At 64.5% G+C, this 26,625-nt stretch carries 27 protein-coding genes; 12 read left to right on the forward strand and 15 right to left on the reverse strand.

Annotated features, from left to right (window positions below; all coding sequences use genetic code 11):
* Positions 1-1,027 precede the first annotated feature (1,027 nt).
* Entirely contained in the window at positions 1,028-1,228 is a 201-nt protein-coding gene (locus AC5RVN_RS12420; protein WP_494138125.1) for a hypothetical protein, read from the reverse strand.
* Positions 1,229-1,511: 283 nt separating this feature from the next.
* On the opposite strand from AC5RVN_RS12420, the gene AC5RVN_RS12425 reads away from it, so the two are divergent.
* The 6 genes from AC5RVN_RS12425 to AC5RVN_RS12450 all read left to right on the forward strand — a co-directional run bounded on the left by AC5RVN_RS12425 (position 1,512) and on the right by AC5RVN_RS12450 (position 7,161).
* Positions 1,512-2,321 carry a hypothetical protein gene (locus AC5RVN_RS12425; protein ID WP_494138126.1) on the forward strand — a complete coding sequence of 270 codons (810 nt, stop codon included), beginning with the start codon at positions 1,512-1,514 and terminating at the stop codon, positions 2,319-2,321.
* Between the two features lie 101 nt (positions 2,322-2,422).
* Complete coding sequence (locus AC5RVN_RS12430) at positions 2,423-3,181, forward strand: class F sortase (RefSeq protein ID WP_494138127.1); 759 nt, start codon at positions 2,423-2,425, stop codon at positions 3,179-3,181.
* A 56-nt stretch (positions 3,182-3,237) separates the two neighbouring features.
* A complete protein-coding gene (locus tag AC5RVN_RS12435) occupies positions 3,238-3,756 on the forward strand; it encodes a universal stress protein (protein WP_494105788.1) in 519 nt (172 codons plus the stop codon).
* Positions 3,757-4,031: 275 nt separating this feature from the next.
* Complete coding sequence (locus tag AC5RVN_RS12440) at positions 4,032-4,379, forward strand: metal-sensitive transcriptional regulator (protein ID WP_494042285.1); 348 nt, start codon at positions 4,032-4,034, stop codon at positions 4,377-4,379.
* Positions 4,380-4,442: 63 nt separating this feature from the next.
* A complete protein-coding gene (locus AC5RVN_RS12445; protein WP_494042284.1) occupies positions 4,443-4,682 on the forward strand; it encodes a heavy-metal-associated domain-containing protein in 240 nt (79 codons plus the stop codon).
* Between the two features lie 25 nt (positions 4,683-4,707).
* Positions 4,708-7,161 (forward strand): heavy metal translocating P-type ATPase, encoded by a 2,454-nt coding sequence (locus tag AC5RVN_RS12450; RefSeq protein WP_494138128.1) that lies wholly within the window; start codon positions 4,708-4,710, stop codon positions 7,159-7,161.
* Between the two features lie 36 nt (positions 7,162-7,197).
* Here the strand turns inward: AC5RVN_RS12450 and AC5RVN_RS12455 are convergent, their stop codons facing one another.
* Positions 7,198-7,470, reverse strand: coding sequence for a DUF2277 domain-containing protein (locus tag AC5RVN_RS12455; RefSeq protein WP_494105790.1), 273 nt, complete (start codon positions 7,468-7,470; stop codon positions 7,198-7,200).
* A gap of 97 nt (positions 7,471-7,567) precedes the next feature.
* On the reverse strand, positions 7,568-8,611 hold the full coding sequence (locus AC5RVN_RS12460; protein WP_494138129.1) for an EamA family transporter: 1,044 nt from the start codon (positions 8,609-8,611) through the stop codon (positions 7,568-7,570).
* Positions 8,612-8,682: 71 nt separating this feature from the next.
* On the opposite strand from AC5RVN_RS12460, the gene AC5RVN_RS12465 reads away from it, so the two are divergent.
* Complete coding sequence (locus AC5RVN_RS12465) at positions 8,683-9,228, forward strand: CGNR zinc finger domain-containing protein (RefSeq protein ID WP_494138130.1); 546 nt, start codon at positions 8,683-8,685, stop codon at positions 9,226-9,228.
* Between the two features lie 59 nt (positions 9,229-9,287).
* On the opposite strand, the gene AC5RVN_RS12470 is transcribed toward AC5RVN_RS12465, so the two are convergent.
* The 3 genes from AC5RVN_RS12470 to AC5RVN_RS12480 all read right to left on the reverse strand — a co-directional run bounded on the left by AC5RVN_RS12470 (position 9,288) and on the right by AC5RVN_RS12480 (position 11,729).
* Positions 9,288-9,647, reverse strand: coding sequence for a hypothetical protein (locus AC5RVN_RS12470; protein ID WP_494138321.1), 360 nt, complete (start codon positions 9,645-9,647; stop codon positions 9,288-9,290).
* Positions 9,648-9,760: 113 nt separating this feature from the next.
* A complete protein-coding gene (locus tag AC5RVN_RS12475; protein ID WP_494105792.1) occupies positions 9,761-10,351 on the reverse strand; it encodes a hypothetical protein in 591 nt (196 codons plus the stop codon).
* A gap of 25 nt (positions 10,352-10,376) precedes the next feature.
* Entirely contained in the window at positions 10,377-11,729 is a 1,353-nt protein-coding gene (locus AC5RVN_RS12480) for an MATE family efflux transporter (protein ID WP_494138131.1), read from the reverse strand.
* Between the two features lie 108 nt (positions 11,730-11,837).
* Between AC5RVN_RS12480 and AC5RVN_RS12485 the strand changes: the two genes are divergently transcribed.
* From AC5RVN_RS12485 to AC5RVN_RS12495, 3 genes are all read left to right on the forward strand, one after another.
* A complete protein-coding gene (locus AC5RVN_RS12485; RefSeq protein WP_494105794.1) occupies positions 11,838-12,272 on the forward strand; it encodes a DoxX family protein in 435 nt (144 codons plus the stop codon).
* A 335-nt stretch (positions 12,273-12,607) separates the two neighbouring features.
* Complete coding sequence (locus AC5RVN_RS12490; RefSeq protein ID WP_494138132.1) at positions 12,608-17,002, forward strand: rhamnogalacturonan lyase family protein; 4,395 nt, start codon at positions 12,608-12,610, stop codon at positions 17,000-17,002.
* Between the two features lie 127 nt (positions 17,003-17,129).
* The gene (locus tag AC5RVN_RS12495) at positions 17,130-18,107 is read left to right on the forward strand and encodes an acyl-CoA thioesterase (RefSeq protein WP_494138133.1); all 978 of its coding nucleotides are present in this window, start codon (positions 17,130-17,132) and stop codon (positions 18,105-18,107) included.
* Positions 18,108-18,153: 46 nt separating this feature from the next.
* On the opposite strand, the gene dnaB is transcribed toward AC5RVN_RS12495, so the two are convergent.
* Positions 18,154-19,536 (reverse strand): replicative DNA helicase, encoded by a 1,383-nt coding sequence (gene dnaB, locus AC5RVN_RS12500; RefSeq protein ID WP_256247236.1) that lies wholly within the window; start codon positions 19,534-19,536, stop codon positions 18,154-18,156.
* A 667-nt stretch (positions 19,537-20,203) separates the two neighbouring features.
* Between dnaB and AC5RVN_RS12505 the strand changes: the two genes are divergently transcribed.
* Together AC5RVN_RS12505 and AC5RVN_RS12510 are read left to right on the forward strand one after the other, a co-directional pair.
* A complete protein-coding gene (locus AC5RVN_RS12505; protein WP_494138134.1) occupies positions 20,204-20,482 on the forward strand; it encodes a hypothetical protein in 279 nt (92 codons plus the stop codon).
* 3 nt (positions 20,483-20,485) lie between these two features.
* Entirely contained in the window at positions 20,486-21,058 is a 573-nt protein-coding gene (locus AC5RVN_RS12510) for a hypothetical protein (RefSeq protein WP_494042273.1), read from the forward strand.
* 59 nt (positions 21,059-21,117) lie between these two features.
* Here the strand turns inward: AC5RVN_RS12510 and AC5RVN_RS12515 are convergent, their stop codons facing one another.
* From AC5RVN_RS12515 to AC5RVN_RS12550, 8 genes are all read right to left on the reverse strand, one after another.
* The gene (locus AC5RVN_RS12515; RefSeq protein ID WP_494105798.1) at positions 21,118-21,453 is read right to left on the reverse strand and encodes a TFIIB-type zinc ribbon-containing protein; all 336 of its coding nucleotides are present in this window, start codon (positions 21,451-21,453) and stop codon (positions 21,118-21,120) included.
* A 42-nt stretch (positions 21,454-21,495) separates the two neighbouring features.
* A complete protein-coding gene (locus tag AC5RVN_RS12520) occupies positions 21,496-22,122 on the reverse strand; it encodes an FMN reductase (protein WP_494138322.1) in 627 nt (208 codons plus the stop codon).
* 92 nt (positions 22,123-22,214) lie between these two features.
* Complete coding sequence (locus AC5RVN_RS12525; RefSeq protein ID WP_494138135.1) at positions 22,215-23,066, reverse strand: PhzF family phenazine biosynthesis protein; 852 nt, start codon at positions 23,064-23,066, stop codon at positions 22,215-22,217.
* Between the two features lie 202 nt (positions 23,067-23,268).
* Positions 23,269-23,721: a 50S ribosomal protein L9 gene (rplI, locus tag AC5RVN_RS12530; RefSeq protein WP_494042270.1), complete on the reverse strand. Its 453-nt coding sequence runs from the start codon at positions 23,719-23,721 to the stop codon at positions 23,269-23,271.
* Positions 23,722-23,738: 17 nt separating this feature from the next.
* Entirely contained in the window at positions 23,739-23,978 is a 240-nt protein-coding gene (rpsR, locus tag AC5RVN_RS12535) for a 30S ribosomal protein S18 (protein ID WP_003800144.1), read from the reverse strand.
* 126 nt (positions 23,979-24,104) lie between these two features.
* A complete protein-coding gene (locus AC5RVN_RS12540; RefSeq protein ID WP_494042269.1) occupies positions 24,105-24,680 on the reverse strand; it encodes a single-stranded DNA-binding protein in 576 nt (191 codons plus the stop codon).
* Positions 24,681-24,753: 73 nt separating this feature from the next.
* On the reverse strand, positions 24,754-25,059 hold the full coding sequence (rpsF, locus tag AC5RVN_RS12545; protein ID WP_078107099.1) for a 30S ribosomal protein S6: 306 nt from the start codon (positions 25,057-25,059) through the stop codon (positions 24,754-24,756).
* A 253-nt stretch (positions 25,060-25,312) separates the two neighbouring features.
* The gene (locus AC5RVN_RS12550; RefSeq protein WP_494138136.1) at positions 25,313-26,620 is read right to left on the reverse strand and encodes a M18 family aminopeptidase; all 1,308 of its coding nucleotides are present in this window, start codon (positions 26,618-26,620) and stop codon (positions 25,313-25,315) included.
* Between the last annotated feature and the right edge of the window lie 5 nt (positions 26,621-26,625).

Genomic DNA, 26,625 nt, shown 5'->3' on the forward strand with positions numbered 1-26,625 from the left:
TCAACCAATCAAAAAACAATCGGTATCAACAAACTTGGCACACTATTGAGTTCTCAAACAACAGACACACCCGGCACCACCACCACAACAACACGCCGTGGATCGCTCCGGAGCAACTTTTCAAACTTACCCGAACCCCCAAAGCTTTGCAAATCAACGTCTCCGCGATACAAACCCTCAAGAACCCGGCCCCACCCAAACAGGCACGCCCAAAAGCGAACCATATTCCAGGCCATTCAAAGGGGGGTTGGCCGCAAACTCTCCGCAACAGCGGCGGCGACTCAAAAAACAATACACCCCCAACACACCAACCCGCAAATCCACCCCCACCCAAACCCCACACCACCCAAAACCCCCGCCAACCCGCCACTTCCAAAGCAACCAACACCACCAAACCCCCCCACCCATACACCCAACCCCCATGAAACGGCCCACACTTACAAGGCGAGTTGGCCACAGCCCATGGGCGGAACAAGTACGCACCAGTACCTTTATTGGGACATCGAGGACTGGCCAGATTTAGGACCACGACCCCCTCTAATACGAAAAGCACGACGGGGCGGGCGGCGCAGGCGCGGGATTTCCCCAACAGTGCCCGCGCCGAGGCTGTGCTGACCGGGCTCCGGCCGGTGCAGCTCAGCGTGCCCACGGACGCCAGGCAACGTGCGCCAGCTGCGCAGGGGATCGCACTTCCACTGCCCTGGCGCTTCCCTCCGGAGCAATAGCGCTCATTTCGCCGAAGTGTTGGGCACCAGCTCTCAAAGGTCATCGGCGGGGGGAGTGAGCGAGTGACGAACCGGGCGCTGGACCGGGCCCATCCAGAGGGTTCGTCTATGCAAGTTTCGTCAACGCGCGTGACGGGCAGACCAACAACCGGCCCGTCACCGGCGCCATCGGAGTCACCGTCAGCGGAGTATGCCGAGATCCTGCCAGACGGAAAAGGCCCGACCTGCGCAATGTTCCGGCCCCGCGGCAGCCTTAGGCAAACCACCCCTCAGAAGGTGCAACAACCAATGACTAAGTACAACTAGTCCACGAATTCCGACTGGGTCTCGATGAAGTCCCAGTCCGCCGCCGTCAACACTGCCGCCGGGTTATCGGGGCGGGGTCCGCCAGCCTCCGCAATGCCTTGCAGTACCGGAAGTGGAAGTTCCTCGGCACGAAGGTTCTCCCTCAGCCATTCCTTGCTGGCGAGGTCCAGGTCCAGCCACCACATAAAAATCTCCATGCCCTCACGCCCTTTCGTCAGCTGATTTAACGGTAGGCGCGGGCCGGTCGGGCTACAAGGTATTGGGAGCGGCTCCAAGTAGTGCGCCCGTTTCTTCGGGTACCGGCAAGTAACCGGCTTTCCGGGAGCACGCCAAAGACGAGTAGTCCCTACTCACGACTGGCAACGAGGGCCCACCTAGCCTGAAAACTCAAGCAAGCTGACCGTGCTGCTGGGGCAATCGGTGCATTCGCTGGTCCTCCTCGTCATGGTCGGTTTCACATCAGAACTGGGGAGAATCATCATGAAACGTGCCATAACAACGTTGGGGGTGCTGGGCCTGACTGCATTCGCCGTCGCGGCTCCCGCCGTAGCGGACCGTGGCAGCGATGACGACAACAGGATTGTCATTTGCCACGCCGGCTCCGGCTCCAACTCCAGCCAGTACAGTCCCATCACTGTTGCCGTCCCGTCACTGAACGGCCATGACGGGCACGGCTCGGACATAATTCCGCCAGATGACGGCATGGATTACGGACAAAACTGGGATGCCCTGGGGAGGGCCATCCATGCCGGCGGGTGCGTGACGCCGGGTACGGTGGTTCCTCCCGTGCATCCACCCGTCGTAGTGAACCCGCCCGTCGTACCGCCCGTCGTAGTGAACCCGCCCGTCGTACCGCCCGTCGTAGTGAACCCGCCCGTTGTTCCGCCGGTCGTGGACCAGCCCGTGATACCTCCCGCCGTCGTGGTTCCACCCGTGGAAGTGCCGCCGGTGGAACAGCCGGTGGTTACCTCCGTTACAAACCCGCAAATTGTTGAACAACCCGCAGCCGTTCCGCCGGCGACAGTACCGCCGGCAACAACCGTCGTCGTGCCCGAACAGCCGGCGGCAGTCCAACCGGAGGCCACGGTGGCCCAGGCAGCAGCGGCAGCTCCTGCCACCGGTGCCGCCATCAGCTCAGGCCGCGGAACGAACCAGGGGTACAACGCCCAGACTGCCGTCGGCGGACCTGACGCCGAGCCGTCCTGGCTGGCCGGCCTGGGCGCACTGCTTACAGCTGGAGCGGCAGTGGCATTCCGCCGCAAGCCCCGCACACTGCCCCTCACACGCTGACGCGGGTAAGCCCCGGCCGAAGGCCACCTGGGAAGGAAGGCGTCCCGCCCCCGCGGGCGCCTTCCTTCCCTATCCCACATTTGCAGTGGAAAAGGAGCAGCATGTCGAAAAAAACTAGCCGGCACGCAGCCTCCGGAGCGCGCAGGTGGAGGCGCTGGAACCGGGGCGACCTGGTGATTCTCCTGTGCGGCGTCATGGCCTTTTTATCCCTCACTTTCGGCGCCCCCGTGTTCCATGCGGCGCAAGTACCTCCCGGTGTCAGCGGGGCCATGACAGCACCGCCCTCCGGCGGCACCTTCGACAAACCGGCACCAAAGGCCCCGACGGCGATGCCGGGGGTGGCACCCCCCGCCTCGGCCGCTGCTCCTGCCGCTGCGCCTGCTCCTGCCCAGCAAGCGCAGGCCCCTGCCCTGCCGGCAGCAGCCGCCCCGGTGCGCATCCGCTACCCATCGGCGGCCTTCGATGTGCCGGTGCATGCACTGGAGCTGGACGACGCCGCACGCGCCAGCGAAACGATTGTGCCGCCGGCAACCAAGGACGGCTACTGGCTGGCCCCGTTCGGTACCCCGGGAAACGGCTCCACCAACACCACTTACATCATCGGCCACAGCTGGGAAGGCACAGAGGCACCCTTCAACCAGCTGAGTTCATTGGCCGCAGTGGGCGATCTGCTGGAGGTGGACACTGCAGGCGGCTCTATGCCCTACCGGGTGGACGGCGTGACAACCCACCTGAAGTCCGGCCTGAAAGACAGTCCAATTTGGGACATTGTGCCCAACCGGCTGGTGCTGATCAGCTGTTACACCCAGGACCCCTGGGGCAAGAACGTGGTGGTCATGGCTTCGCCGGCTGCTTCCTGACCCTTCCGGGCGGGTTGGCGCTGTTCAAGAGAGCGGAAGCAGGCTGAAAATAGACTATGTCGTCAGAAAACACGCGCGGTACTTCGCCGCTGCTGGTAGGTGTTGCTCCCCGCCAGCATCCCGAGGTCCTGCAAACAGCCGCCAACCTCGCCGCCAGGCTGGGGACCCGCCTGCTCTGTGCCTACGTGGATGAGGCGAGCTACCTGGTGGAGTGGGACCCGGCCCGGTCCGCCCACAGGCTCTCGCTGCACCCGGACGCAGATGCGGAAAACATCGGCGGCGTGACGGCCGAACTGAAGACTGCCATTGAAGCCGCTGTGGCCCAGGTGCCGCCGGGGACCGCCGCCGCTGAGTGGACACTGCAAACGCTGGCAGGGGATCCCGCCCGTGCCCTCGCCCAACTTGCGGCGGAAACAGATGCACCGATGATCATTGTGGGAACCTCCGAGCGGGGCTTCTCGCACCGTCTTGCGGAGGCTCTCAGCGGCTCCGTAGGTGCCTGGCTCACCCATCATCAGAGCAGGCCCGTCCTCATCGTGCCGTACCGGATGGCAGCCCACCAGGACCGGTCCTGACCCATAGATGAGCGTCCTGAACGGCTGGAGATGAGGCCCAGTAAGTAAAGTGAAAGTAGTTATTCAGGGTGCTGGCGGACCGGGCTACCAGCCCGTAAGCTGATTCAAGCAGGCCGATTCCAGCAGCATGGAAGCTGGCCTTGCCCAAGAGCCGCTCCGGAGTGCGTATCCCCCAATAACGCACTCCGGAGCTTTTTTGTGTCCGATAGCCCTCTCTAGGGATACCCCGGCGGGGTACTTGTGCCCATACCCCACCGGGGTATACCGTAAATGGCATGACCACAATTGACGGAGCAGCAACTGAAACGGCCATGGACCAGGCGCCAGCAGGGCACGGGTACGCCGCGAACAAGGATGCGTACCTTCGCCGGCTTAAGCGCATTGAAGGCCAGGTGCGGGGGATCGCACGCATGGTGGATGAGGACAAGTACTGCATCGACATCCTCACCCAGGTTTCCGCCGTCACCAAGGCTCTGCATGCCGTCAGCCTCGGGCTCGTTGAGGAGCACATCGGCCACTGTGTAGTGGGTGCCGCCTCCGAACCTGACCCCGCTCTTCGGGCAGAAGTCATCGATGCCAAAGTCAAGGAAGCTGCTGACGCCATCGGCAGGCTTCTGCGTTAGCCGCCTTCCCGCGGCAGATTCCCACACCCTTTCCCAAGGCCGTCCCAACAAGAGGAGCACACCATGAGCACCATTTCCCCTACCACCACAACTGTCAGCGTTTCCGGAATGACCTGTGGCCACTGCGTCTCGGCCGTCAGCGAGGAACTTGAGTCCCTGGCAGGCGTAGAGGCAGTGGACGTCGAACTCAACGCCGGCGGCATTTCCACTGTCACCATCACGTCCAGCAAGGAACTGTCGCCGTCCGAGATCGGCGAAGCCGTGGCAGAGGCCGGCTACCTGGTGGTAGCCAACGAAGCGTAGACACCACAACTATCCAGGGAACGGTATGAGCAACCAGGAACTAATCTCCCAGCCCGAAAGCCGGGTGGTGGAACTCGACATCCAGGGCATGACCTGCGCCTCCTGCGTCAACCGGGTGGAAAAGAAACTGGGAAAGCTCGAGGGCGTCCAGGCCCTGGTAAACCTGCCCCTGGAATCAGCCCACGTCACAGTCCCGGCCGGGATCACCGACGAGCAGATAACCAACACTGTCAATGCCGCCGGCTACAAAGCAACAATCCGCCAACCGCTTCACCCCACCCTGCACCAGGCGGGCGGCACCGCGGGCCACGAAACTGCAGTTGAAGGGGTTATGCCCTCGAGCGGTGACATCGGGGACGTGCGGCAGCATGCGTCCAAGCGAGGAGCGAGCGGGCGTGCCGAGCACGTCTCCGGTGGCGCCGCGGCGGTCGGTCACGGCACGGGCAGCGAAGACACCGTCTCTCACGGGGGCGCTGCCTCCCGGCTGCGCCCGCGGCTGATCCTGGCCGCAGTCCTGACAGTGCCCGTGTTCCTGATTTCGATGGTCCCGGCGTTCCAGTTCGCGCACTGGGGTTGGGCCGCAGCCACGCTGGCCCTGCCCGTGGTGACGTGGGCTGCGTGGCCGTTCCACCGTGCTGCCGCCATCAACGCCCGGCACTTTGCTTCCACGATGGACACCCTGGTGTCCATCGGCGTTGTTGCAGCGTACCTGTTCTCGGCGTGGCAGCTGTTGGCGGATCCGCTGATGACGGAGCACCCCGGCATGGAAGGCATGGAGCAGGGCGGCCTTTACTTCGAGGTTGCGGCCGTCGTCACCACTTTCCTGCTTCTGGGACGCTATCTCGAGGCGAACGCGAAGCAAAAGGCCGGCGATGCCCTGCACGCCCTCCTCAGCCTCGGGGCCAAGGATGCCTCCGTTTTGCATGACGGCCGGGAGCACCGGATCCCCGCCGGGCAGTTGCAGATAGGTGATGTCCTGGTGGTCCGGCCCGGCGAGAAGATCGCCACGGACGGTGTGGTGGTTGAAGGGTCCTCGGCCGTGGACGCTTCGCTCGTCACGGGCGAATCAGTACCCGTGGACGTGCGTCAGGGCAGCCGGGTCACCGGCGCAACCATCAATACCTCCGGCCGCCTGCTGGTCAGGGCCACCCGCGTCGGCTCCGAAACCACACTTGCCCAGATGGCACGGCTTGTGTCACAGGCACAGACGGGCAAGGCTCCCATTGCCCGCCTCGCGGACCGCATCAGCGCTGTGTTCGTTCCCGTAGTCCTGGTGATCGCCGTTCTTACCTTTGTGCTGTGGATCCTTCTCGCCGGCGCGGAAGGCGGAGGCCTGCGCTCGGCCTTCGTTGCCGCCGTCGCCGTTCTCGTGATCGCATGCCCGTGCGCGCTCGGCCTCGCCACTCCAGTCGGCTTGCTCACGGGCACCGGCCGGGGCGCGCAGTTGGGCATCCTCATCAAGGGCCCGCAGGTTCTTGAGGACACCCGCACCGTGGACACCATCCTGCTGGATAAAACAGGCACCGTCACCACGGGAGTTCTGGCCGTGGACTCCACCCTTGCCTTTGAGGGATTCGACGAACGTGAGGTGTTGAGGCTGGGCGGCGCTGTTGAAGCGGCCTCCGAACACCCTATCGGGCGTGCGATAACCGCTGCCGCGGCAGCGGCCCAGGATGCGGGCACAGCCACCATTTCAGTGCCCGACGGCGCCCGCCTGCCATCAGTGCAGGCCTTCCGTTCCGCTCCAGGCGGCGGAGTCGCCGGAACCGTCGAGGGCAGGCTTGTCACCGCCGGCCGCACCGGCTGGCTTGAGGATAACGGCATCGCTTTGACTCCGGCGCAGCTGCAGCTGCTGGCTAAGGCGGAAGCTGCAGGCGCAACCGCGATCTGGGTTGCCGTGGACGGTGCTCCTGCCGGCATCATCAACCTGCGGGACACCATCAAGGAAGGTTCCGCGGCTGCCATCGACCGGATGAAGTTCCTTGGCCTGCGGCCCATCCTCCTGACCGGGGACAACGCCGCTGTTGCCGCCCAGGTGGCCGCCGCCGTCGGCATTAATCCTGCAGACGTCTACGCAGGGGTCCTGCCGGAGGGCAAGGTGGAGGTGGTGCGCACGCTGCAGTCCGGCGGGGCTACCGTGGCCATGGCCGGAGACGGGGTCAATGATGCTGCAGCGCTGGCCCAGGCTGACCTCGGCATTGCCATGGGGTCCGGAACCGACGTGGCCATCGAGGCGGCCGACCTCACCGTGATGGGAAGCGACCTCTCGCAGGTGGTCCAGGCCATCGAACTGTCCCGCCGAACCCTGTCCACCATCAAGACCAACTTGTTCTGGGCGTTCTTCTACAACGCCGTGGGCATACCGGTGGCGGCGCTGGGACTGCTCAACCCGATGATCGCCGGTGCCGCGATGGCAGCCAGTTCCGTCCTGGTGGTGGCCAACTCCCTGCGCCTGCGGAGCTTCGGGAAGCAGGCCTAGGGCGCCCGTCCGGATGCCCAGGCACTGAACGCGACGTCAGGCGGCGCCATACCGGACCGCCGCCCGGGCCCGCGCCTTTGCCGCCTCGGCTTCCCGGTCCTTGGGCGGTGCCTGCGTCACCAGCGAGTCAAGAAGATGCTGGGTGATGTGGGCAATCTCGTGGACTGCTTCTTCGAAGGCTTCCTCGTTGGCCTTGGACGGTTTTGTGCTTCCGCTGACCTTGCGCACGTACTGCAACGCTGCGGCATGCACTTCCTCCGACGTGGCGTTCGGTTCGAAGTTGTGAAGGGTTCGGATATTCCGGCACATACCGCCATGCTAGGCGCTGGATCGCCAAGGATCGACCCCCTCCAGGAAGGTTTATTCTTCTGGTGTGCCCTTGCGGCACTCCGCCGCGGCGTGGCACTTAGGGGACGGGCTCGACGTCGTTCGCGTGCTTCAGCGGTGAGGGCACCCTGGGTGCGTCCACGGCCCTACCGGCGGGGACAGCCGAGGGGGCGCGCAGCTCATCGAACCGGACCAGGATAACGCCGCCGACGATAAGCGCACCGCCCAAAAGCTGGATGGCGCCCGGCAGCTCCCCCAGCAGCAGCCACGCCCAGATCACGGCGAAGAGGACCTCGGTCAGCGATACGAATGAGGCCACCTTTGATCCCAGGGCGCGGGCGCCCATAATGCCGGAGACATAGGCCAGGACCGTTGCCAGGATGACCAGTCCGGCCAATGAAACCCACCAGGGGGTGACCCACGGGCCAAGCTTGGTGTCTGCCGTGTTGAGTGCCATGGGCAGCAGGCCGGTTGCAGCGGCAAGCCACATCACGGCTGCGCCCACCATAAGTCCGCCCGAGGCCAGCACTATGGGCGGCAGAGAGTCATTTTCCTTGGCCGTGATGAAGAAGTAGATGGCAAGGCAGACCGCGGCGGCGACGCCCCACATGACACCCACCGGGTCCACCTTGACCGTGCCAGTGAGGTCCAGGACCAGCACCAGGCCGCCAAGTGAAAGCAGGGTCCCGCCGAACGTCAGCGCACGCGGGCGCCTCCGGCTGGCCGCCCACAGCCACAGCACAATCAGTACGGGCGCCAGGTACTCCAGGAGCAGGGCCACCCCAACGGATAGCCGGGCCACGGCGTTGAAGTAGAACAGCTGGCATGCCGCGACGCCGATCAGGCCGAACAGGACAATGGTCAGCCAGTTGTCCCGCAGCTGGTGCCAGCGGCCCCGCAGCGCAGGAATGGCAGGGACGGCGAGGATCAGTGCGGCCCCCGTCAGCCGGGCGGTCACCGCAGCTCCAGGTGACCAGCCTGTTTCCAGCAGCGCTTTGGCGAAGGAGCCGGAGGTTCCGAAGACCGCGGATGAAAACAGCGCGATACCGAGCCCGGAGGCCAGGAAGCCGCGCCGCGGCGCAGCCGTCCGGCTGCTCGGGGGGTGATTGTGGGCGGCAGGCACCGTCGCCTCCTGTCAGGAGTAAAGTGGGGTAATGGTCATGACACTACGCCCCGCGTCCGTAAGGAGTCAAGATGGTCTTTGCCCCTGACACCGAGGTGGCACTCCGCACCGTCGTTAATCTCATCAACTCCGCCGCCAACGGACGGGAACAGCTGACTTCCCAGCAGGATCTGGACAGCTTCCTTGCCGCAGAAGGGTTCACTGGCTCCCGGACCCGGGACGCAGCGGAGCTGGCCAGCGTCCGCGGACTGCGGCGGCAGCTCGCGGACCTGTGGATTGCCGACGAGGAAGCGGCGGTGGCCACCGTGAACGGGCTGCTGCGGGCTGCCAACGCCCTGCCCCAGCTGGTCAAGCATGACAAGTGGGACTGGCATCTGCACGCCACTACCCCCGAGGCCCCACTCGCCCACCGGATGAGCACGGAAGCGGCCATGGCCCTGGCAGACGTGATCCGCAGTAAGGAGATGGACCGGCTGCGCACCTGCGAGGCAGAGGCCTGCGACGCCGCCGTGCTGGACCTCAGCCGGAACCGGTCCCGGAGGTATTGCGATACGGGCAACTGCGCCAACCGTGCGCATGTGGCTGCCTATCGGGCGCGGCAGGCGGCGGCAAATTAACGGCCCAGCAAGCGCATATCACGCCGCCCCGGCGGAGCAGGGCGCCCCCAGCGTATAGGTCAGCGGTCTGCAGTACCCTCGGGGCCGCCGTCGGAAGCGGGCGGTTTCTGGACGCCGGGCGCGCCGAACCCGTGGGAACTATTTGGAGCCGAGCTGAGGTTCACGCCGGAGCCCTTGCCCAGGTAATCCGCGTTGTCCTTGTGGCTCATGGCGAGCATCGCGGCAATCACCAGGGTGACGATGAAGGCAATGCCCGCGGCAGTGAAGGCAAGATCGAAACGGGGGGCCCGTGCAGTGCCGCCGGAGGCGAAAATCACCACGGCCACGAAGGCGATTACGGCCCAGAAAGCGGAGAACATCAGCGGGCCCTTCACCGAGGTCCGCATCTTGCGCGGATGTCCTGGTTGCTGGTCTGCCACGGTGATTCCTCCCTGCAGGCGGCGCGCCGGCCGGCCCGGGTCGATGTCTTTCGGTATGTGTCCGGTCATTTCCACGACATTTCTACGAGAAGTAGAACCGGACACCTCCTAGTTTACGGGGTTCCAGCAGCGGTGCGGGCATCGTGCCGGATGGTCAGCCCGGCAAGGGCCCACAGCACTCCGGAAATAATGGCTCCGCCACCGGCAACGCCCAGCAGCGCATGCGCTCCAAGGCCGATAAAAAAGGGCAGGATGGCGGCGGTGCCGAGCCCGATGATCCCCGAGGCCACCCAGTCCCTGGCGAGGACGTGCCGGCCGCGGAATCCAAGCCCGCAGAACAACTCGAAAGCCCCCGCTACGCCCAGTCCCAGGGCTGCAATCACACCAAAAAGGAGGTCACCGTGCAGGAGCACCAGCGAAAAACCGGCGCCGGCCAGCACGGACCCGGCCGCGGAGAGCTTCTTGCCCACCGCACTGTCACGCGGGAACCCCGTAGCGGGGATACCCCACATCAGGAGCAGCCCGGTTGCCAGCAGGTAGAGCCCGCCGGCCCAGCCCATGACTTCCACGGACGGTGCTGCCCAGAAAATGGTCACAGCCCCAAAGACCAGCGCCGCCGCAGAACGAAGGAGCACCGGTTTCCACAGCTCAGCCGCGGGGCCCGTTCCGGAAGCAGTACCTGCGGGAGTATTCGGTTGGGTCACCGGTCCAGTTTAGTGGGGGCAGCGCCTACGTCGAACCGAGCACCAGCCAGCGGTCAGACCGGGCGCGGGCGCCCAGGGTAACGGCGCGTGCGGCCATGTAACCGAGGGCAAAGGCCGCCCACAACCAACCCAGCGCGGCCCCTCCGCGTGCGCCTGACAGGGCCACGGCGATCAGGAGTGGCCCGTACACCGCGAGGTTCACCATGCCGGCGAGCGCCAGGTATTTAGCGTCCCCCGCGCCGATCAGTACCCCATCGAGGACAAAGACGTAGCCGGCGACGGGCTGGCCGGCAGCTAGGATCCACAAGGCGACGGCCAGGGCCGAGTGCACCTCGGGATCGGACGTGAACAGGGAGCCGGCCCAGGGAGCGGCGAGCGCCAGCAGTGCACCGGTGACCGCGCCGAAGCCAAGGCCCCAGCGGGTCATGGTCCCGGTCAGGACCCGTGCCCTTGCAGGGTTTGAGGCACCGAGTTCCTTGCCGATCAGCGCCTGCGCAGCGATGGCCAGGGCGTCCAAGGCGAAGGCCAGGAACGAAAAGACGGTCATGGCGAGTTGATGGGCAGCAAGGTTGACCGGTCCCTGTGCCGTGACCACAACCACGGTTGCCAGGATCGCCACCCGCAGGCTGAGGGTCCGCAGCATCAGCCACGACCCCACCCGCGTCATGCTCCTGATCCCCCGCCAGCTGGGCAGGAGGCTGACGCCGTTGCGCCGGGCGTTGCGCCTCACCATCACCAGGTAGACGGCGGCCATGGCCCACTGGGCCAGGCTGGTACCCACGGCGGAACCGGTCACAGACCAGCCCAGACCGTAGACGAGCCACAGGTTCAGGACGATGTTCAGGCCGAACCCGGCGGTGGCCACCACAAGCGGCGTCCGGGTGTCCTGCAGGCCGCGAAGGAGGCCGGTGCCGGCAAAGATGAGCAGCATGGCAACCAGTCCTGGCATGGACCAGCGAAGATAGTCGACGGCGAAGGTGCGGACATCACCTTCGGCTCCCAGGAGGCCGATCAGCGGGTCGGCGGCCAGGAAGCCCGCCACGGCTAACCCCGTGCCCAGCAGCAGTGCCAGCCAAACGCCGTCGCGCCCTGCCGCCAGGGCTTTGCCCAGCTGGCCGTCCCCAATGGCCCGGGCGACGGCGGGGGTGGTGGAATACGCGAGGAAAACCATCAGGCCGACGGCAGTATGCAGCACTGCCGACGCCAGCCCCACTCCTGCCAGCTGCGCCACGCCAAGGTGGCCAACAATCGCCGAATCAGCCAGCAGGAACAGCGGTTCGGCAACGAGCGCGCCAAAGGCCGGAACAGCCAGCCGAAGGATTTCGCGGGCATGTCCCTTCGGTGGTGCGGCTGGCGCCGGGGCAGGTAATTGGGGCACCCCGCCAGCCTAATGGGCTACCTGCGGAGCATGGCACGGCATGACAAAGACCACAATATGAAGCAAATAGTTGACGCTTCAACTATTAGCACGGAAGACTAAGGTCTTATGAAACAGTCACGACTTACCACCACCGCTGTCACCGTCCTCCGGATTGTCCTGGGCTTCCTCTTCGCCGCCCACGGCTGGCAGAAGTTCTCTGAATGGACCATCGCTGGCACGCAGGCCTCATTCGCCAAAATGGGAGTTCCGGCAGCGGAAATTGCCGCACCGGCCGTTGCCGTCCTGGAACTGGGAGGCGGAATCGCACTGATCCTCGGTGTCCTCACCCGTGTGGTGGCCGCACTCCTGGCGCTGGACATGCTGGGCGCCCTGTTCCTGGTGCATGCCTCAGCTGGAGTGTTCGCCGCAAACGGCGGCTATGAACTGGTCCTGCTCTTCGCAGCGGCAGCCTTCGCCCTGGCGCTGACCGGTGCAGGGCGCTTCTCTGTTGACCGTGCAGTGTTTGGCCGCGGCAACTCGAAGCTGGCCGTCCTGGCCTGACCCGGGCCTCAGGTTTCCGATCGCGAACGACGGCGGATGGGCACGAAGATGCCCCTCCGTCGTTCTGGGTTAATCAGAGCGGCCAAAAGCACAACTTCGAATGAGCGCGTCCAATATCTTTCGGGAAAGTTGGGAAAACGCTTGCCAGCAGGTTCGCGGCGCTGATAAACCTTGGGTGCTGCAGTGAGAGCTGCATCACCCCTCCCAGGTCTCAGTCATCCCGAATCGCTCCGAGAATCAAGCAGTAGCTGCAAAAGAGTCTCCGCAGCTACTGATTTGAATCGTTACAACCTTCCTGGGTACCGCTTTGCCACTGCTCATCGAAGGAGATGTCCGTGAAAACACCCCCGCCAGTGACCCCGCTGCCCCAGGAAGCACCGCCACCCCGCCAGCGCAGGCTGCCCGCCGGAGCGAAGGCCGTTACGGCTGCCGTGGCTTCCGCCGCCATCGCCTTCACCGGGCTTCCGGCAGTCCAGGCCGATACCGCCTTGCCGCCCGTGGGAAGCGGCTTCAAATTCGACTTCGGCCCCGGTGCCCTGGCGGAAGGCTACACACCCGTTGCCGCCAATACGCAGTATTCGGCGGGCACCAAGTATGGCTTCACGGACACCGCCGTTACCTCCGGCACGGACCGCGGCACCGGGGACCCGTTGCGGTCCGACTTTGTCCAGACGCAGGGCAGTTCCTTTTTGGTGGACCTGCCCAACGGTGACTACACCGTCAAGCTCATCGCCGGCGACGCCGCCGAAGCCACCAACATCGCCATCACCGCAGAGAAGATGGCCAAAGTCCAGGCAACGGACAAGCCGGCCGGCCAGTACCTGGAAATGGAATTCCCGATCTCCCTGGTGGACGGCCAGCTCAACCTCGATTTCACCGGAACAGCGGCCAGGATCAACTCCCTGGTCATCGCTGCCCGCGCTCCGCGGACCGCCACCACTGACCCCGGCGTCTACCTGGCCGGTGACTCCACCGTGCAGACCTATGACCCCAGCTTCGCTCCGCAGGCAGGGTGGGGCCAGATGATCGACCGGTACTTCGATGACAGCGTCTCCTTCAAGAACCACGCCATTGGCGGCCGGAGCTCCAAAAACTTCATTAGCCAGGGCCGGCTGGACGAGATCCTGCGCGTCATCAACCCTGGCGACTACCTGCTGGTCCAGTTCGGCCACAACGACGCCACCATAGGCGTCGATGACCGCTACGCCTCCCCCGCGGACTACAAGGAATACCTCCGGACGTACGTCAACGGGGCCCGCCAGCGTGGAGCGACACCAGTCCTGGTCACCCCGGTGGGACGCCGGGACTACGACGAAGCCACCGGCAAGTTCCGGGTCAGCTTCCCCGAGTACGTGGCCAAGATGCAGGAGCTGGCCGCGGAGGAAAACGTGGCTTTGGTTGATCTCTCAGCTTCGAGCCGCGCCTACTACGACGCCATCGGTCCCGAGGACACCAAGTCCGTTTTCCTCCATGTCGACGCAGGCGTCTATCCCAACCGCCCCACCGGCACGGTGGACAACACCCACTTCCAGGAATACGGCGCCATCCAGATCGCCCGCCTGGTGGCCGGCGGAGTGAAGCAGCTCGGCCTTCCGCTGGCTGCCCGCGTGAAGGAAGTGGCACCGCCGTCGTCCGTTCCGGCCAAGCCGCAGGGCCTGGTGGCCGGCAGCGTTTCCAATGCGGGAGCGCTCCTGAAGTGGCAGCATGTTGATGGCGCGGACATCTACAAGGTGTACCGCAAGCTGGCCTCCGAGCCGGACAGCGCCTACAAGCTCACCACCACCGCGACCGTCCCCACCGCCAACCTGGCCGGGCTGGCTGAAGGTACGGCTTACAACGTGCGCGTCGCAGCCATGAACGGCAAGGGCCTCTCCGAGCCCAGCGACACCCTCCCGGTGACCACCAAGCAGGCGAAGTACAAGTTCGACTTCGGGCCGGCGGGAGCACCGCTTGAGGCCGGGTACACCGAGGTCAACCGGACCATGGCCTACACCCCCGAGCGGGGCTTCGGCTTCAAGGACATCTCGGTACTCAGCGACCGCGACCGCGGCGCAGTCACCAGCAACCTGCTGCGTGACTTCGTCCTCAGCGGATCCAGCTTCGAATTCCAGCTCGACGTCCCCAACGGCACCTACGCGCTGAAGACCTACCACAGCGACTGGATCGGCTCCACCCGGACCGACGTGGCCGCCGAGGGCACACCCTTCGGCCAGGTCTCCTCCAGCAGGGCATCCTCGGCCACCAAAATCATCAACCAGGTCCTGGTATCCGACGGCCAGCTGAACCTGGTCCTCAGCGGCTCCGGCCAGCGGCTTAACGGCCTGGAGGTTACTCCGCTGCTGGTGGGACCGACCAACCTGCACGCCGCGGCGGTCAATGCCGCCGCCGAACCCCCCACCGTGGACCTCGCTTGGGACACCGTGGCAGACGCCGCCAGTTACAAGGTGTTCCGCCAGGCCTCCTTTGAAGCTCAACCACAGCTGATCGCGGAAAACGTCAGCGCCGCTTCCTTCCAGGACACCACTGCTTTTGCCGGACTGAAGTACAAGTACTTCGTTACGGCGCTGGACAGCACAGGACTGGAATCGGTTCCGTCCAACACGGTGGAGACCGCTCTGGTGGATCCCACCACCCCGGTCCCTGCTGCCACCAGCAAAGTGGACGTGAAAGCGGTGGAAAAGACCAGTGTCAACCTCAAGTGGCAGAAAGTCTCCGGGGCTGCCGCCTACCAGGTCTACCGGTCCACCTCCCCCGACGGCCCCTTTGACTATGTAGGCCGTGCCTCCGAGGTCAACTACACGGACTACACGGTGCTGACCACCATCAAGTACTACTACCGCGTCACCACCGTGAACAAGGGCGGCGAATCCACGCCATCGGCGGTGGTGGGGACTGAAAAGGTTACCGTCGTCAACCGCCAGATGGAGAAGCTGGACCGCGCCCCCGTGGCCCTGCTGACCGGTGACGGTGTACGGGTGGGCTGGCGCATGCTGGGCCTTGACCCGGAGCAGGTTGGCTTCCATGTCATCCGCGACGGCGTCCAGCTCACTGATGAGCCGATCCGCAACAGCACCACTTTCCTGGATCCCGCCGGTACCGCCGCCTCGAGGTATGCCATCAAGACCGTGGGCAACGGCGGGGACCAGCTTACGGCCGAGTTCACACCGCTGGCCCGGGACTACCTTGCCATCAAGCTGGACAAGCCCGCGGACGACTACACCAAGGACGGCCAGCCCTACGGCTACTCCGCCGGCGATTCGAGCGTGGCGGACCTGGACGGCGACGGAACCTACGAGGTTCTCCAGATGTGGTCACCGTCCAATTCCAAAGATAACTCGCAGGCAGGCTACACCGGCACTGTCTACGTGGATGCCTACAAGATGGACGGCACCAAACTCTGGCGCATCAATATGGGCCCGAACATCAGGGCCGGCGCCCACTACACGCAGCTGCTCGCTTACGACTTCGACGGCGACGGCAAGGCCGAAGTGGCCATGAAGACGGCGGACGGAACACGGGACGCGGCCGGCACGGTGGTGGGCAACCCGAGCGCCGACCACCGCAACAGCACCGGCTACGTGCTCACCGGCGACGAATTCCTGACCGTCTTCCACGGCGCCACCGGAACCGTGATGGACACCGTGAAGTACGATCCGCCACGCGGCGACGTGGGGGCCTGGGGAGACACCTACGGCAACCGCGTGGACCGGTTCCTTGGAGCCGTGGCCTACCTGGACGGCGAGCACCCCTCCATGATGTTCAGCCGGGGCTACTACACCCGCGCCGTGGTGGCCACCTACGACCTGGTGGGCGGCAAGATCACCAAGCGCTGGGTCTTCGATTCGGATGCTGCGGGCGCACAGTACCGGGGCCAGGGCAACCACAACCTGTCCGTGGCCGATGTTGACGCCGACGGGAAGGACGAGTTCGTCTTCGGATCCATGACCATCGACGACAACGGCAAGCCGCTGTACAACACCAGCCTCGGCCACGGCGACGCCATCCACACCAGCGACCTCGATCCCTCCCGCCCGGGGCTGGAAACCTTCGCCGCCCACGAGGACATGGCTTCAAGCGGAAACAAGGGTGCCACGTTCCGGGATTCGCGGACAGGTGAAGTGCTCTGGAGCATTCCGGCTGCCAAGGACACCGGCCGGGCGGCCGCCGGAGACATCGATCCCCGCCACGCGGGCGCCGAGGGCTGGGCCATCGGCGGTGACGCGTCCTGGAATTCCCCTGTCGGCGAGCTCCGCTCGGCTAAGGGCCAGCTGATCGCCAACCGCATTCCAGCCGCCAACTTCCTGGCGTGGTGGGACGGTGACCTGCTGCGCGAAATCGTGGACCACGACTGGAACGCCGCCGGCAACACCGGCACGCCCAGCATTGCCAAGTGGAACTGGGAAACCGAGTCCAGTGACCGGCTGCTGACGGCTGCCGGCGCCAAGACGAACAACAGCACCAAGGGGAACCCGGCCATCCAGGCGGACCTCCTGGGCGACTGGCGTGAGGAACTGGCATGGCCCTCGGCGGACAGCACCGAGCTGCGGATCTACACCACCTCCGCAGCCACGGACGTCCGGCTCCGTACGCTGATGCATGATCCGGTATACCGCCTCTCGGTTGCCCGCGAGAACATCGCCTACAACCAGCCGCCGCACCCTGGCTTCTTCATCGGTGAGGGCATGGAGCTCCCCGCCCAGCCGGACATCGTCTATACCCGCGCCGGCTGAATCTCCGGGAACCGTCTTTAGCAGGTCAGCAATGCCCGTCCGCCCTTGGCGGGCGGGCATTTGTTGTTGGACCGCAATGTTGCAGGCCCAACTGATGGGTAACCGGAGGCGTCAGTAAGATCGCACCATGACTGAGACTGGCGTCCCCAACTCCGTGACCCTCCGCTTCCTGGCCGCCCCCATGGACGTGGGGCACAGCGGCTCCGTAGACGCCGGGACGGTTTTGGAGTGGGTGGACAAGGCTGCCTACGCAGCTGCCGTGGGTTGGGCAAAGTCCTACTGCGTCACTGCCTACGTGGGCAACATCCACTTCGCCGATCCCGTTAACAGCGGCGACATGGTGGAAGTGGAAGCCACGATCGTCTACACCGGCCGCTCCTCCATGCACATCAGGACCGTGGTGTCCTCGGGGGACCCGAAGGGTGGCCCGGCAACCATGCGCAGCCAGTGCATGGTGATCTTTGTAGCCGTAGGGGAGGACGGGAAGCCCATCCCGGTCAAGCAGTTCGAACCTGTCACCCCAGGTCAGATCGAGCAACGGGACCATGCGTTGGCGCGGGTGAAGGTCCGCGAGCAGATCGTGGAAGCTATGAACCGGCAGGAATATACCGCCGCGGGTACGGCCGAGCGGGTCACCCTGCGGTTCTTGGCCGCTCCCACCGACGTGAACTGGGGCGGAAAAGTCCATGGCGGCATCGTGATGAAGTGGATTGACGAGGCTGCCTACGTCTGCGCGTCCCGCTATTGCGGGATGGACACTGTGGCCGTATTTTCGGGCGGCGTCAGGTTCTACCGCCCGCTGCTGATTGGCCACATTGTGGAGGTTGAAGCGCGCCTGGTGTACACGGGGACGAAGGGCATGCACATCGCCGTCCACGTCCGCTCAGGCGATCCAAAAGGCCGCGAACTGAACCTCACCACCTATTGCCTCACCGTGATGGTGGCGCGCGACGACGAAGGCAACTCCGTCCCGGTTCCCGCCTGGGTGCCCGTCAGCGATGAGGACAAGAGGCTCCACGCCCATGCCCGCGAACTGCTGGAAATTCGGGGAACGGCGCCGGGCAACCGGCTGCCGAACCACCTGCTCGCACCGGCTGAGGGGTGAGGGCGAAACTGTCCTCAGCAGAAGGGCAGCGCAGGACAGCCGTGGCTCAGAAGCCTCCGCCGCCGGCGTCGGCTGCCATGTTGGCGAAACGGGAGTAGTGGCCCTGAAACGCAACCACGATGTCCTTGGTGGGCCCGTTACGATGCTTGGCCACCAGGATGTCGGCCTCACCTGCGCGGGGTGATTCTTTGTCGTAGACGTCCTCACGGTGAAGCAGGATGACCATGTCCGCGTCCTGTTCAATGGAGCCGGATTCACGGAGGTCCGAGACCATGGGGCGTTTGTCAGACCGCTGTTCCGAGCCACGGTTCAGCTGGGACAGGGCAATGACAGGAACTTGGAGTTCCTTGGCCAGCAGCTTCAGGGCACGGGAGAACTCGGAAACTTCCTGCTGGCGGGACTCCACCTTTTTGCCGGAGCTCATCAGCTGCAGGTAGTCGAGGATGACAAGCTTGAGATCGTGCTGCTGCTTCAGCCGCCGGCACTTGGCGCGGATTTCCATCAGGGACATGTTGGGGCTGTCATCAATAAACAGGGGGGCGTCATTCATCCTGCCCATGGTGGTGGCAATCTTGGACCACTGCTCGTCCTTGATGGTTCCCTTGCGGAGGTCCTGCAGGCCGATGGTTGCCTCCGCCGAGAGCAGGCGCATGGCAATCTCGTTCCGGCCCATTTCGAGCGAGAACATCACGGTGGCCAGGTTGTTTTTAATGGCCGCTGAGCGGGCAAAGTCCAGGGCGAACGTGGACTTACCAACAGCGGGCCGGGCGGCAATGACGATCATCTGTCCGGGGTGGAGGCCGTGGGTAAGCTCGTCCAGCTCGAAGAAACCGGTGGGGACTCCGGTCATGCCCTCACCCCGGTGGCCGGACGCCTCAATTTCGTCCACCGTGGACTCCATGACGTCCTTCAACACCACGTAATCCTCTGCGGTGCGCCTTTCCGCGACGGCATAGACCTCGGCTTGGGCCTGGTTAACCAGGTCTTCCACCTCGCCGTCCGAGCCATAGCCCAGCTGCACGATCTTGGTGCCGGCGTTGACCAGGCGCCGGAGGACCGCGCGTTCCGCAACGATCTCTGCGTAGTACCCGGCATTGGCTGCAGTGGGAACAGTCTGGATCAGCTCATGGAGGTAGGCAGGGCCACCAATCCGGTTGATCTCGGCGCGCTTGGTGAGTTCATCGGAGACCGTGACGGCGTCAGCCGGTTCACCGCGGCCGTAAAGGTCGATGATGGCTTCATAGATGGTTTCATGCGCAGGCCGGTAGAAGTCCTGGCCGCGGAGAATCTCCACGACGTCGGCAATGGCGTCCTTGGACAGCATCATTCCGCCGAGGACGGATTGCTCGGCGGGAATATCCTGTGGAGGCTTCCGGCTCACGTCCGATCCGCGGGTGGCTTCGATCGGGTCCAGATGCGCTACTGACAAAGCTGCCGTCCTCCATGTGTACCGGGGACCGAAGTGCCCGGTGCTAACCATCCTGCTAAGGCGTCTGCGCTGCAATAGCTGCGCTCGGCCACCTGCCAAGGATTACCAGCAGGGTCCGACAATCCCCGCGCTGCCCGCGCGGTGTGTGGGCTTCCGCCGAAGTTATCCCCACTATCCACAGGTTTTCCACAATGGGGTATCCCTGCAGGCTGCAGCGGTCCTCTGTGTATCCTCCTGCGCCCTCCCGGCGGCGTTCCAAGCCACCGAAGAACAGGTACCCCGCTACGCTAGCCGCACTCGCTTGGCCCTCAAAGCCAGCATGCGGGGAAGGGTGTGGATAACCTGTGCAGTACCGGGCATAGCTTGTGCACAGCCTGTGGGGAAAGCTGTGGAAACGAAAAAACTTTGCCGCCTTTTATGCGTCTGAGCTGCGGAAACGTGCCAGCAGGCATGTGGAGAGAACATTTCTTTTCGGGAATTTCATCCACAGCCTGTGCTGCGGGTGCGGGGAAGGATAGCGTCTCCGGGCTGCGTCCACAGGGCCGGCCGCCGCCACTGTGGCGGCTCTCATATCTTCCGCAGCTGATCCGGCCCTCCCCTGCGCCCGCCTCCATGCAGAGCCCTGAATATTGCTGTGGATAACCTCGATGTGGCATAAGCTCTATGCATGGGCGAACTGCTGCTGGTGTTGTTGCCGGCAATTGTTTTGGTGGCGCTCATGTGGGGTCTTATCACAGCCCTGAGCCCGCGTGATGCGGGCATGTCTGAGGCCGAAAAGTACCAGCGCGACCTGGCGGAACGTTCAGCCCTGCACTACGCAGCCCAAGTCCAGGCTGCCACGGCCGCCCGCGCCCGCCTGGAACGGAATACGGAGCCGAGCCAGAACTCCGCCCAGGCAAGGCAAACAGATCTGGCTGCTGCCAGGAAGCACATAGAACGGCTTTAGACAATGGAATCGCTAGTGGCCCCCGTCCTTATCCTCCTTGCAGTCATTGCAGGGGTAACACTTGCGGCCCGCGCCGTGAACAGGCGGAAGGCTGCCCGCAGCGCGGAACCGGCAGCGCCCGCGGTTACGCCCGCTGAGCTCGCGCGGACTTCCGCTGCCAGACTTTCCGAGGAGGAGCACCGGAGGCTGTATGCCCTGATCGCCCAGGGCCAGGCGATGGCGGCCATCAAGTTGTACTACGAGAGCACCGGAGAGGGCCTGCGGGCGGCCCGGGACGCCGTTGGAGCCCTGGCAGCCCATCCCCAGCCCTACCGGGGCGCCGAAGCTCCTCCTGCCGCTGTCGAGGATGACGAGGACGAAGAACCGCAGCGTTTCCCCTACCGCTACCGCGCCATTGCCAGTAAGGGTGATGTGACCCGTGAAGTCAGCAGCAACATGCTTAATGACGAGATCTACGGCAGAATCCGCACGCTTGCCCGGAGCGGGGACACCGAAGCTGCGGTAACCGCCCTGACGCGGCACTCGGACATCACCCCGAAGCAGGCCCGGGAGTTCATCGAACTACTGGACGACTGAGGGATGCCGGCACCTACCCCGCGCCTTCCTATTATGGGCCGCGTCCCTGCCGGCCCGACCTAGAAGTCGAACATTTCCCCCAGCCAGCCGTCCTTCTTCTTGTGGCGCCGCCGGTCATGGTCCCTGTCGTGGTCCTTGCCGTACCGGCGGTCATCGTAGCCCCGCTGCTCCCCGCGCGGTTCGTAGCCGGGATACAGGGGCGGAGGTGCCAGTCCGGGTACCGGGGTTGCCGGCGGGACCGGGGCGGGACCCGGCAAGGTGTCCGCAGCGCGGTCCAGGATCTTGTCCAACTCCCCCCGGTCCAGCCATACGCCCCTGCATTGGGGGCAGTAGTCAATTTCCACCCCGCTGCGTTCGGTCATGAGCAGTTCCACGGAATCCACAGGACACTTCATGCCCGCATAACGTCCGGCAGTGCCCGAAAGTTCGGCGGCAGGTCAGCGGGTTCCGGAAATACCCGCCAGAAGCTGTTCGAACGGCAGCGACTCCATCGGGGCCGGCTTCCGTCCGGGCTGAGGTCCTTCCAGCAGGCGCGCAAACTCACCCGCCGCCCGGTTGATGCGTTCGGCAAGGCCGGAGCCGCCGTCGGCCGCAGTGCCCCAGTCCTGCGGCCCTGCGAAGACGCCTGTGGCGGCCGCCCGGGTGCGCAGATAGCTGAACAGCGGCCGCAGAGCGTAATCGAGGACCATCTGGTGACGGTCGGTGCCGCCGGTAGCACCCAGCAGTACCGCTTTGCCGTCCAGGGACTTGGGATCCAGCACGTCGATGAACGATTTGAAGAGGCCGCTGTAGGACGCACTGAAGACGGGCGTCACTGCGATGATTCCGTCCGAGGCCTCTACGCCGGCAATGACCTCCGCCAGGCGGGGAGCCGCGTACCCGGTAACAAAGTTGTTGGCGATGTCCACGGCCAGGTCGCGGAGTTCCACAACGTCCACCTGCACGCTGAAGCCGGCGCCGCCCAGCTCCCGTTCTGCCGACGCAGCCAGCTGGTCTGCCAGCAGGCGGCTCGATGACGGTACGCCGAGTCCGGCGGAAAGGACTGTGATGCGGCGGGTTTCCATGGCATTCTCCTGTTGCTGGTTCATTTCATCGTACATGCATATGCATCTACCTACTGAACCGGTCAGGTTCCCGGACTATTCCCGGGCGTCCGCTAGAGCAGCACCGATCCCCGGATGCAGGCTGTGGAATGTCCACCTATCCAGATACCGCCGTCGTAGGCCCTGACGTGAACACGTCCTGCCCTGCCCAGTACGGTTCCCTGTGCCGCTACATACTCTTTCGGCGCCCTGTTGCTGTTGATCAGCCACTGCGCTGCGCCGGCATTGAAGCTGCCGGTAACGGGGTCCTCCATCATGGAGTCGCCGGGGAGGAACGTGCGGATTTCAAAGTCGGCTTCAGTTCCAGGTGGGTGCGCTCCCACGACTCCCACTTTCAGCTCGCCCATTGCGGCATAGTCGGGTCTGACCGACAGTACCTGCTCCGCGGATTTAAGCAGCACGCCGATCCACTCGGGGCCGTTCACCAGCCAGGAGGCATCAAGGATGTCAGATTCGGCAATGCCCAGGCCCGCGGCCAACTGGCTGCGAAGCTCCCCCGCCACGGGGCCGAAGCGGGTGAGGGGCGGGGCCGCGAAGGCCAGCCGGCCGCCGTCGTGCTTCACCCGCACCAAACCGGCACCGCACTCCTGCACCACGAAGCCCTCGGATTGGGGCACGCCGCCGGTCTCGAGCCAGGTGTGAGCGGAACCAAGCGTTGGATGTCCGGCAAACGGAAACTCCTCACTCCCAGTGAAAATCCGTACGCGGTAGTCCGCACGGGGGTCAGTGGGGGGAAGCAGGAATGTTGTTTCGGACAGGTTGGTCCAATTGGCGAACTGCTGCATCTGATCCGCTGTCAGTCCCTCGGCGTCTGCCACCACCGCGAGCGGGTTGCCGCGGTACGGCTGAGTGGAGAAGACGTCGACCTGATGGAAGGGGCGGCTGCGCGGTAAAGGTGAACTCACCGCTGCAGGGTATCACCGGCGGTGGCCGGCACACCGCCGCTCTTGTGGCACCTCTTCCAGGCAGGAAACGGCACCGGGCCCGCCGCACGGCATCGTCGAGGCCCGTGGGGCCGCAAGGTCAGGCAGATGCACCGGCGAAGGGAGCAGACAAAAGACCCCCGCTGCCGGAAACCGGCAACGGGGGTCTTGGTGCAGCTTGAAACTACTTGCCTGCGACGACGTCGAGTTCGATCACAGCAGCAACGTCGTCGTGCAGACGGACGTTAGCCTGGTAGGAACCGACGGACTTGATGTGTGCCGGCAGTTCAACCTTGCGCTTGTCGATGCGGCCAAGGCCAGCGGCCTCAACAGCGTCAGCGACGTCGCCCTGCTTGACGGTGCCGAACAGGCGTCCGGTCTCGCCAGCCTTGACAACGAGCTTGACCGGCTTGGAGGAAAGTGCAGCAGCCTGCTTCTGAGCGTCTTCCAGGGAAGCGTGCTCGCGGGCGGCGCGGGCAGCCTTGATGGACTCAACCTGCTTCTCGCCACCCTTGGACCAGGTCAGGGCGAAGTTGCGGGGGAGCAGGTAGTTACGTGCGTAACCGTCCTTGACCTCTACAACATCGCCGGCAGCACCGAGACCGGTTACTTCGTGGGTCAGAATGAGCTTTGCCATGTTAGTTAATCCCTTCCTTAGCCGCGGCCAGCGCCGGAGTAAGGCAGCAGGGCAACTTCGCGGGCGTTCTTGATTGCCTGTGCGATCTTGCGCTGTTCCTGCACCGTGACGCCAGTGACGCGACGGGCGCGGATCTTTCCGCGGTCGGAGATGAACTTGCGCAGCAATGCTACGTCCTTGTAGTCGATGACAGTGATGTCAGCGGCCTTCAAGGGGTTGGACTTTGGTTTGGGCTTACGGAGTTCAGCCTTAGCCATCGTGGAGCTCCTATTCTAGGGAGCCCGTGGATATTGATCCACGGGATGGTGGTGGTCCGGCGGCGGCTGCCACCCTGGTGCCTTGCAGCACGTTCGGTGGTCCCGGCGCCGGGCCTTTATTGGTTGTTAGAAGGGAGGTTCGGAATCGGGGCCGTTGCCCCAGCCGCCTGCGCTGGAAACCCCGGGCGTTGCCCAAGGGTCATCCTGTGCAGCCTGCTGGTTGCCGCCGCCCCAGCCTCCGCCGGAGTTGCCGCCCTGGTTTCCACCAGAGTTGCCTCCTCCGAAGCCACCGCCGCTGTTGCCGCCGCCGAAGCCGCCCTGGCCACCCCCGCCGGAGCGTTGGGTGCGGGTGACTTTGGCATTGGCGTAGCGCAGGCTTGGGCCGATTTCGTCGACTTCAAGCTCGATGACGGTGCGCTTTTCGCCTTCTTTGGTTTCGTAGGAACGGCTCTTCAGGCGTCCGGTCACAATCACGCGCATGCCCTTGGTAAGGGACTCGGCGACGTTCTCGGCCGCTTCACGCCACACCGCGGCGCGGAGGAACAGGGTTTCCCCGTCCTTCCACTCGTTGGACTGGCGATCAAAGGTGCGGGGGGTGGAAGCGATGGTGAAGTTCGCTACTGCCGAACCGGACGGTGTGAACCGCAATTCCGGGTCATTGGTGAGGTTACCGATGACCGTAATGGTGGTCTCGCCTGCCATCTACTGCCTCCTTGTTCGATCCTGGGTGAAGAGTGCGTTTCCTGCGGGGTAAAGAATGAAAGTTGGGCCGAAGTTACTCAGCAACAACTTTCTGCTCTTCGGGGCGGGTGATCTTGGTGCGCATGATGGTCTCGTTAAGAGACAGCTGGCGGTCAAGTTCCTTGGCGGTTTCCGGCTTGGCGGTGAAGTTCACCACGGCGTAGATACCTTCGGACTTCTTCTTGATTTCGTAAGCCAGTCGGCGACGGCCCCAGATGTCAACCTTTTCGATGGTTCCACCATCGGTGGTGATGACATTCAGGAACTTCTGAAGCGACGGCTCAACGGTACGCTCTTCGACCTCGGGGTCGATGATTACCATCAATTCGTAAGGACGCATATGTGAACCCACCTCCTTTGGGCTAAGCGGTTACGGCATTTCCGTAACAGGAGGTTCATTTGCGATGCCATGCGATGCCCCGCCGCCGGAACGGAGGCAGGACGCAGCACAGACTTCAATATCTTAGTGCATTTGGACTGGATAGGCGATTCGCGCTTGACTCAAGGCTATCGGCCATGGTTCCTCACGCAGCAGAACGAAGGTCGCTATGTGGAAAACCCCACGCAAGGGCCATGGCGCCCCGGAGTGCCGGCTAAAAAGCCGTCCTGTAAAACAGCCCGGTTACGGCTGCCAGCAGCCACGGGTCCTCCACCCCGCACAGTTCGCGTGCCGAGTGCATGGAAAGCAGCGGAACACCCACGTCCACCGTCCGGATTCCCAGGCGCGTTGCCGTCAGCGGGCCGATGGTGGAGCCGCAAGGAACGGAGTTGTTGGACACAAACTCCTGGTACGGCACACCCGCTTCCCCGCAAAGCCGGGCCCAAAAAGCGGCCCCGTTGGCATCCGTGGCGTACCGCTGGTTGGCGTTGATCTTCAGCAGGGGGCCGCCATTGAGCACCGGATGGTTGGCGGGATCGTGCCGTTCGGCGTAGTTCGGATGGACAGCATGCCCCGCGTCCGCTGATACACAGAACGACGCCGCCAACGCCTGCCGGCGCTGGCTCGCCGTGGCGCCGAGCCCATCAGATATGCGCACCAGCACATCCTCCAGGATGGGCCCGCATGCCCCGGAGCGTGAATTGGAGCCAATCTCCTCGTGGTCGAAGGCGGCAAGCACAGCGATCGGGGCACCGGCGGCTGCACGGGCAGCATCAGAGGATGCATGCTCGATGAGAGCCGCCAGCCCGGCATGCGTGGCGGAAAGGTTATCCAACCGCCCTGACGCGAAGAACTCCCCATTCCCGCCGAAAACCGCAGGGGCCTGCGTGTCTGCGATGACGACGTCATACCCGCCGATCCGGGCAGGATCCAGTGAGACGCCGGGAACGTGGGACGCCAGCACAGCGAGCAGGTCAAAGTCACCAGGGTTTCCGAGTCCCCACACCGGATTCATGTGGCGCTGCTTATCCAGTGTCAGGCCTTCATTGACGGTCCGGTCGAGGTGGATGGCCAGCTGCGGGAAGCGAAGCATAGGCCCGGTGGCCGTCAGGTGCTCGGAACCGTCCAGCATCACCAGCCTCCCGGCGAGCTGCAGTTCCCGGTCCAGCCAGGAGTTCAACAGCGGCCCGCCGTACACCTCCACTCCTGCCTGCAGCCAGCCATGCGCACCGGTAGTGGGCTTGGGCTTGAGCTTAAAGGACGGCGAATCGGTGTGCGCCCCCAGGATATTGAACGCAGTGGCGGGTCCGGCACCTTCGGGTACAACCCAGGCGATCAGTGCACCGTCGCGGATGATGAAGAACGAGCCTGCGCCGCCGTCCCAGGTGTGCAGCTCATCCAGGCGGGCAAACCCCGCCTCCACCAGCCGGCGGCCCGCCTCATGCGCGGCGTGGAAGCTCGACGGCGATGCCCTGACGTAAGCGCCAAGGTCCTGGATGTGGTCTGCAGCGGAGGAAGGCATGATCC

The sequence above is a fragment of the Arthrobacter sp. sptzw32 genome (genome assembly GCF_059089735.1).

What these genes read in the sequence shown, in the direction of transcription:
- AC5RVN_RS12425 (WP_494138126.1), top strand. Translation starts at nt 1,512, where the DNA reads ATGAAACGTGCCATAACAACGTTGGGGGTGCTGGGCCTGACTGCATTC.
- AC5RVN_RS12505 (WP_494138134.1), top strand. Translation starts at nt 20,204, where the DNA reads ATGGGCGAACTGCTGCTGGTGTTGTTGCCGGCAATTGTTTTGGTGGCG.
- AC5RVN_RS12420 (WP_494138125.1), bottom strand. Translation starts at nt 1,228, where the DNA reads ATGGAGATTTTTATGTGGTGGCTGGACCTGGACCTCGCCAGCAAGGAA.
- rplI (WP_494042270.1), bottom strand. Translation starts at nt 23,721, where the DNA reads ATGGCAAAGCTCATTCTGACCCACGAAGTAACCGGTCTCGGTGCTGCC.
- AC5RVN_RS12515 (WP_494105798.1), bottom strand. Translation starts at nt 21,453, where the DNA reads ATGAAGTGTCCTGTGGATTCCGTGGAACTGCTCATGACCGAACGCAGC.
- AC5RVN_RS12445 (WP_494042284.1), top strand. Translation starts at nt 4,443, where the DNA reads ATGAGCACCATTTCCCCTACCACCACAACTGTCAGCGTTTCCGGAATG.
- AC5RVN_RS12430 (WP_494138127.1), top strand. Translation starts at nt 2,423, where the DNA reads ATGTCGAAAAAAACTAGCCGGCACGCAGCCTCCGGAGCGCGCAGGTGG.
- AC5RVN_RS12440 (WP_494042285.1), top strand. Translation starts at nt 4,032, where the DNA reads ATGACCACAATTGACGGAGCAGCAACTGAAACGGCCATGGACCAGGCG.
- AC5RVN_RS12520 (WP_494138322.1), bottom strand. Translation starts at nt 22,122, where the DNA reads ATGGAAACCCGCCGCATCACAGTCCTTTCCGCCGGACTCGGCGTACCG.
- AC5RVN_RS12485 (WP_494105794.1), top strand. Translation starts at nt 11,838, where the DNA reads ATGAAACAGTCACGACTTACCACCACCGCTGTCACCGTCCTCCGGATT.
- AC5RVN_RS12495 (WP_494138133.1), top strand. Translation starts at nt 17,130, where the DNA reads ATGACTGAGACTGGCGTCCCCAACTCCGTGACCCTCCGCTTCCTGGCC.
- rpsR (WP_003800144.1), bottom strand. Translation starts at nt 23,978, where the DNA reads ATGGCTAAGGCTGAACTCCGTAAGCCCAAACCAAAGTCCAACCCCTTG.
- AC5RVN_RS12450 (WP_494138128.1), top strand. Translation starts at nt 4,708, where the DNA reads ATGAGCAACCAGGAACTAATCTCCCAGCCCGAAAGCCGGGTGGTGGAA.
- AC5RVN_RS12465 (WP_494138130.1), top strand. Translation starts at nt 8,683, where the DNA reads ATGGTCTTTGCCCCTGACACCGAGGTGGCACTCCGCACCGTCGTTAAT.
- AC5RVN_RS12510 (WP_494042273.1), top strand. Translation starts at nt 20,486, where the DNA reads ATGGAATCGCTAGTGGCCCCCGTCCTTATCCTCCTTGCAGTCATTGCA.
- AC5RVN_RS12455 (WP_494105790.1), bottom strand. Translation starts at nt 7,470, where the DNA reads ATGTGCCGGAATATCCGAACCCTTCACAACTTCGAACCGAACGCCACG.
- AC5RVN_RS12540 (WP_494042269.1), bottom strand. Translation starts at nt 24,680, where the DNA reads ATGGCAGGCGAGACCACCATTACGGTCATCGGTAACCTCACCAATGAC.
- rpsF (WP_078107099.1), bottom strand. Translation starts at nt 25,059, where the DNA reads ATGCGTCCTTACGAATTGATGGTAATCATCGACCCCGAGGTCGAAGAG.
- AC5RVN_RS12550 (WP_494138136.1), bottom strand. Translation starts at nt 26,620, where the DNA reads ATGCCTTCCTCCGCTGCAGACCACATCCAGGACCTTGGCGCTTACGTC.
- AC5RVN_RS12435 (WP_494105788.1), top strand. Translation starts at nt 3,238, where the DNA reads ATGTCGTCAGAAAACACGCGCGGTACTTCGCCGCTGCTGGTAGGTGTT.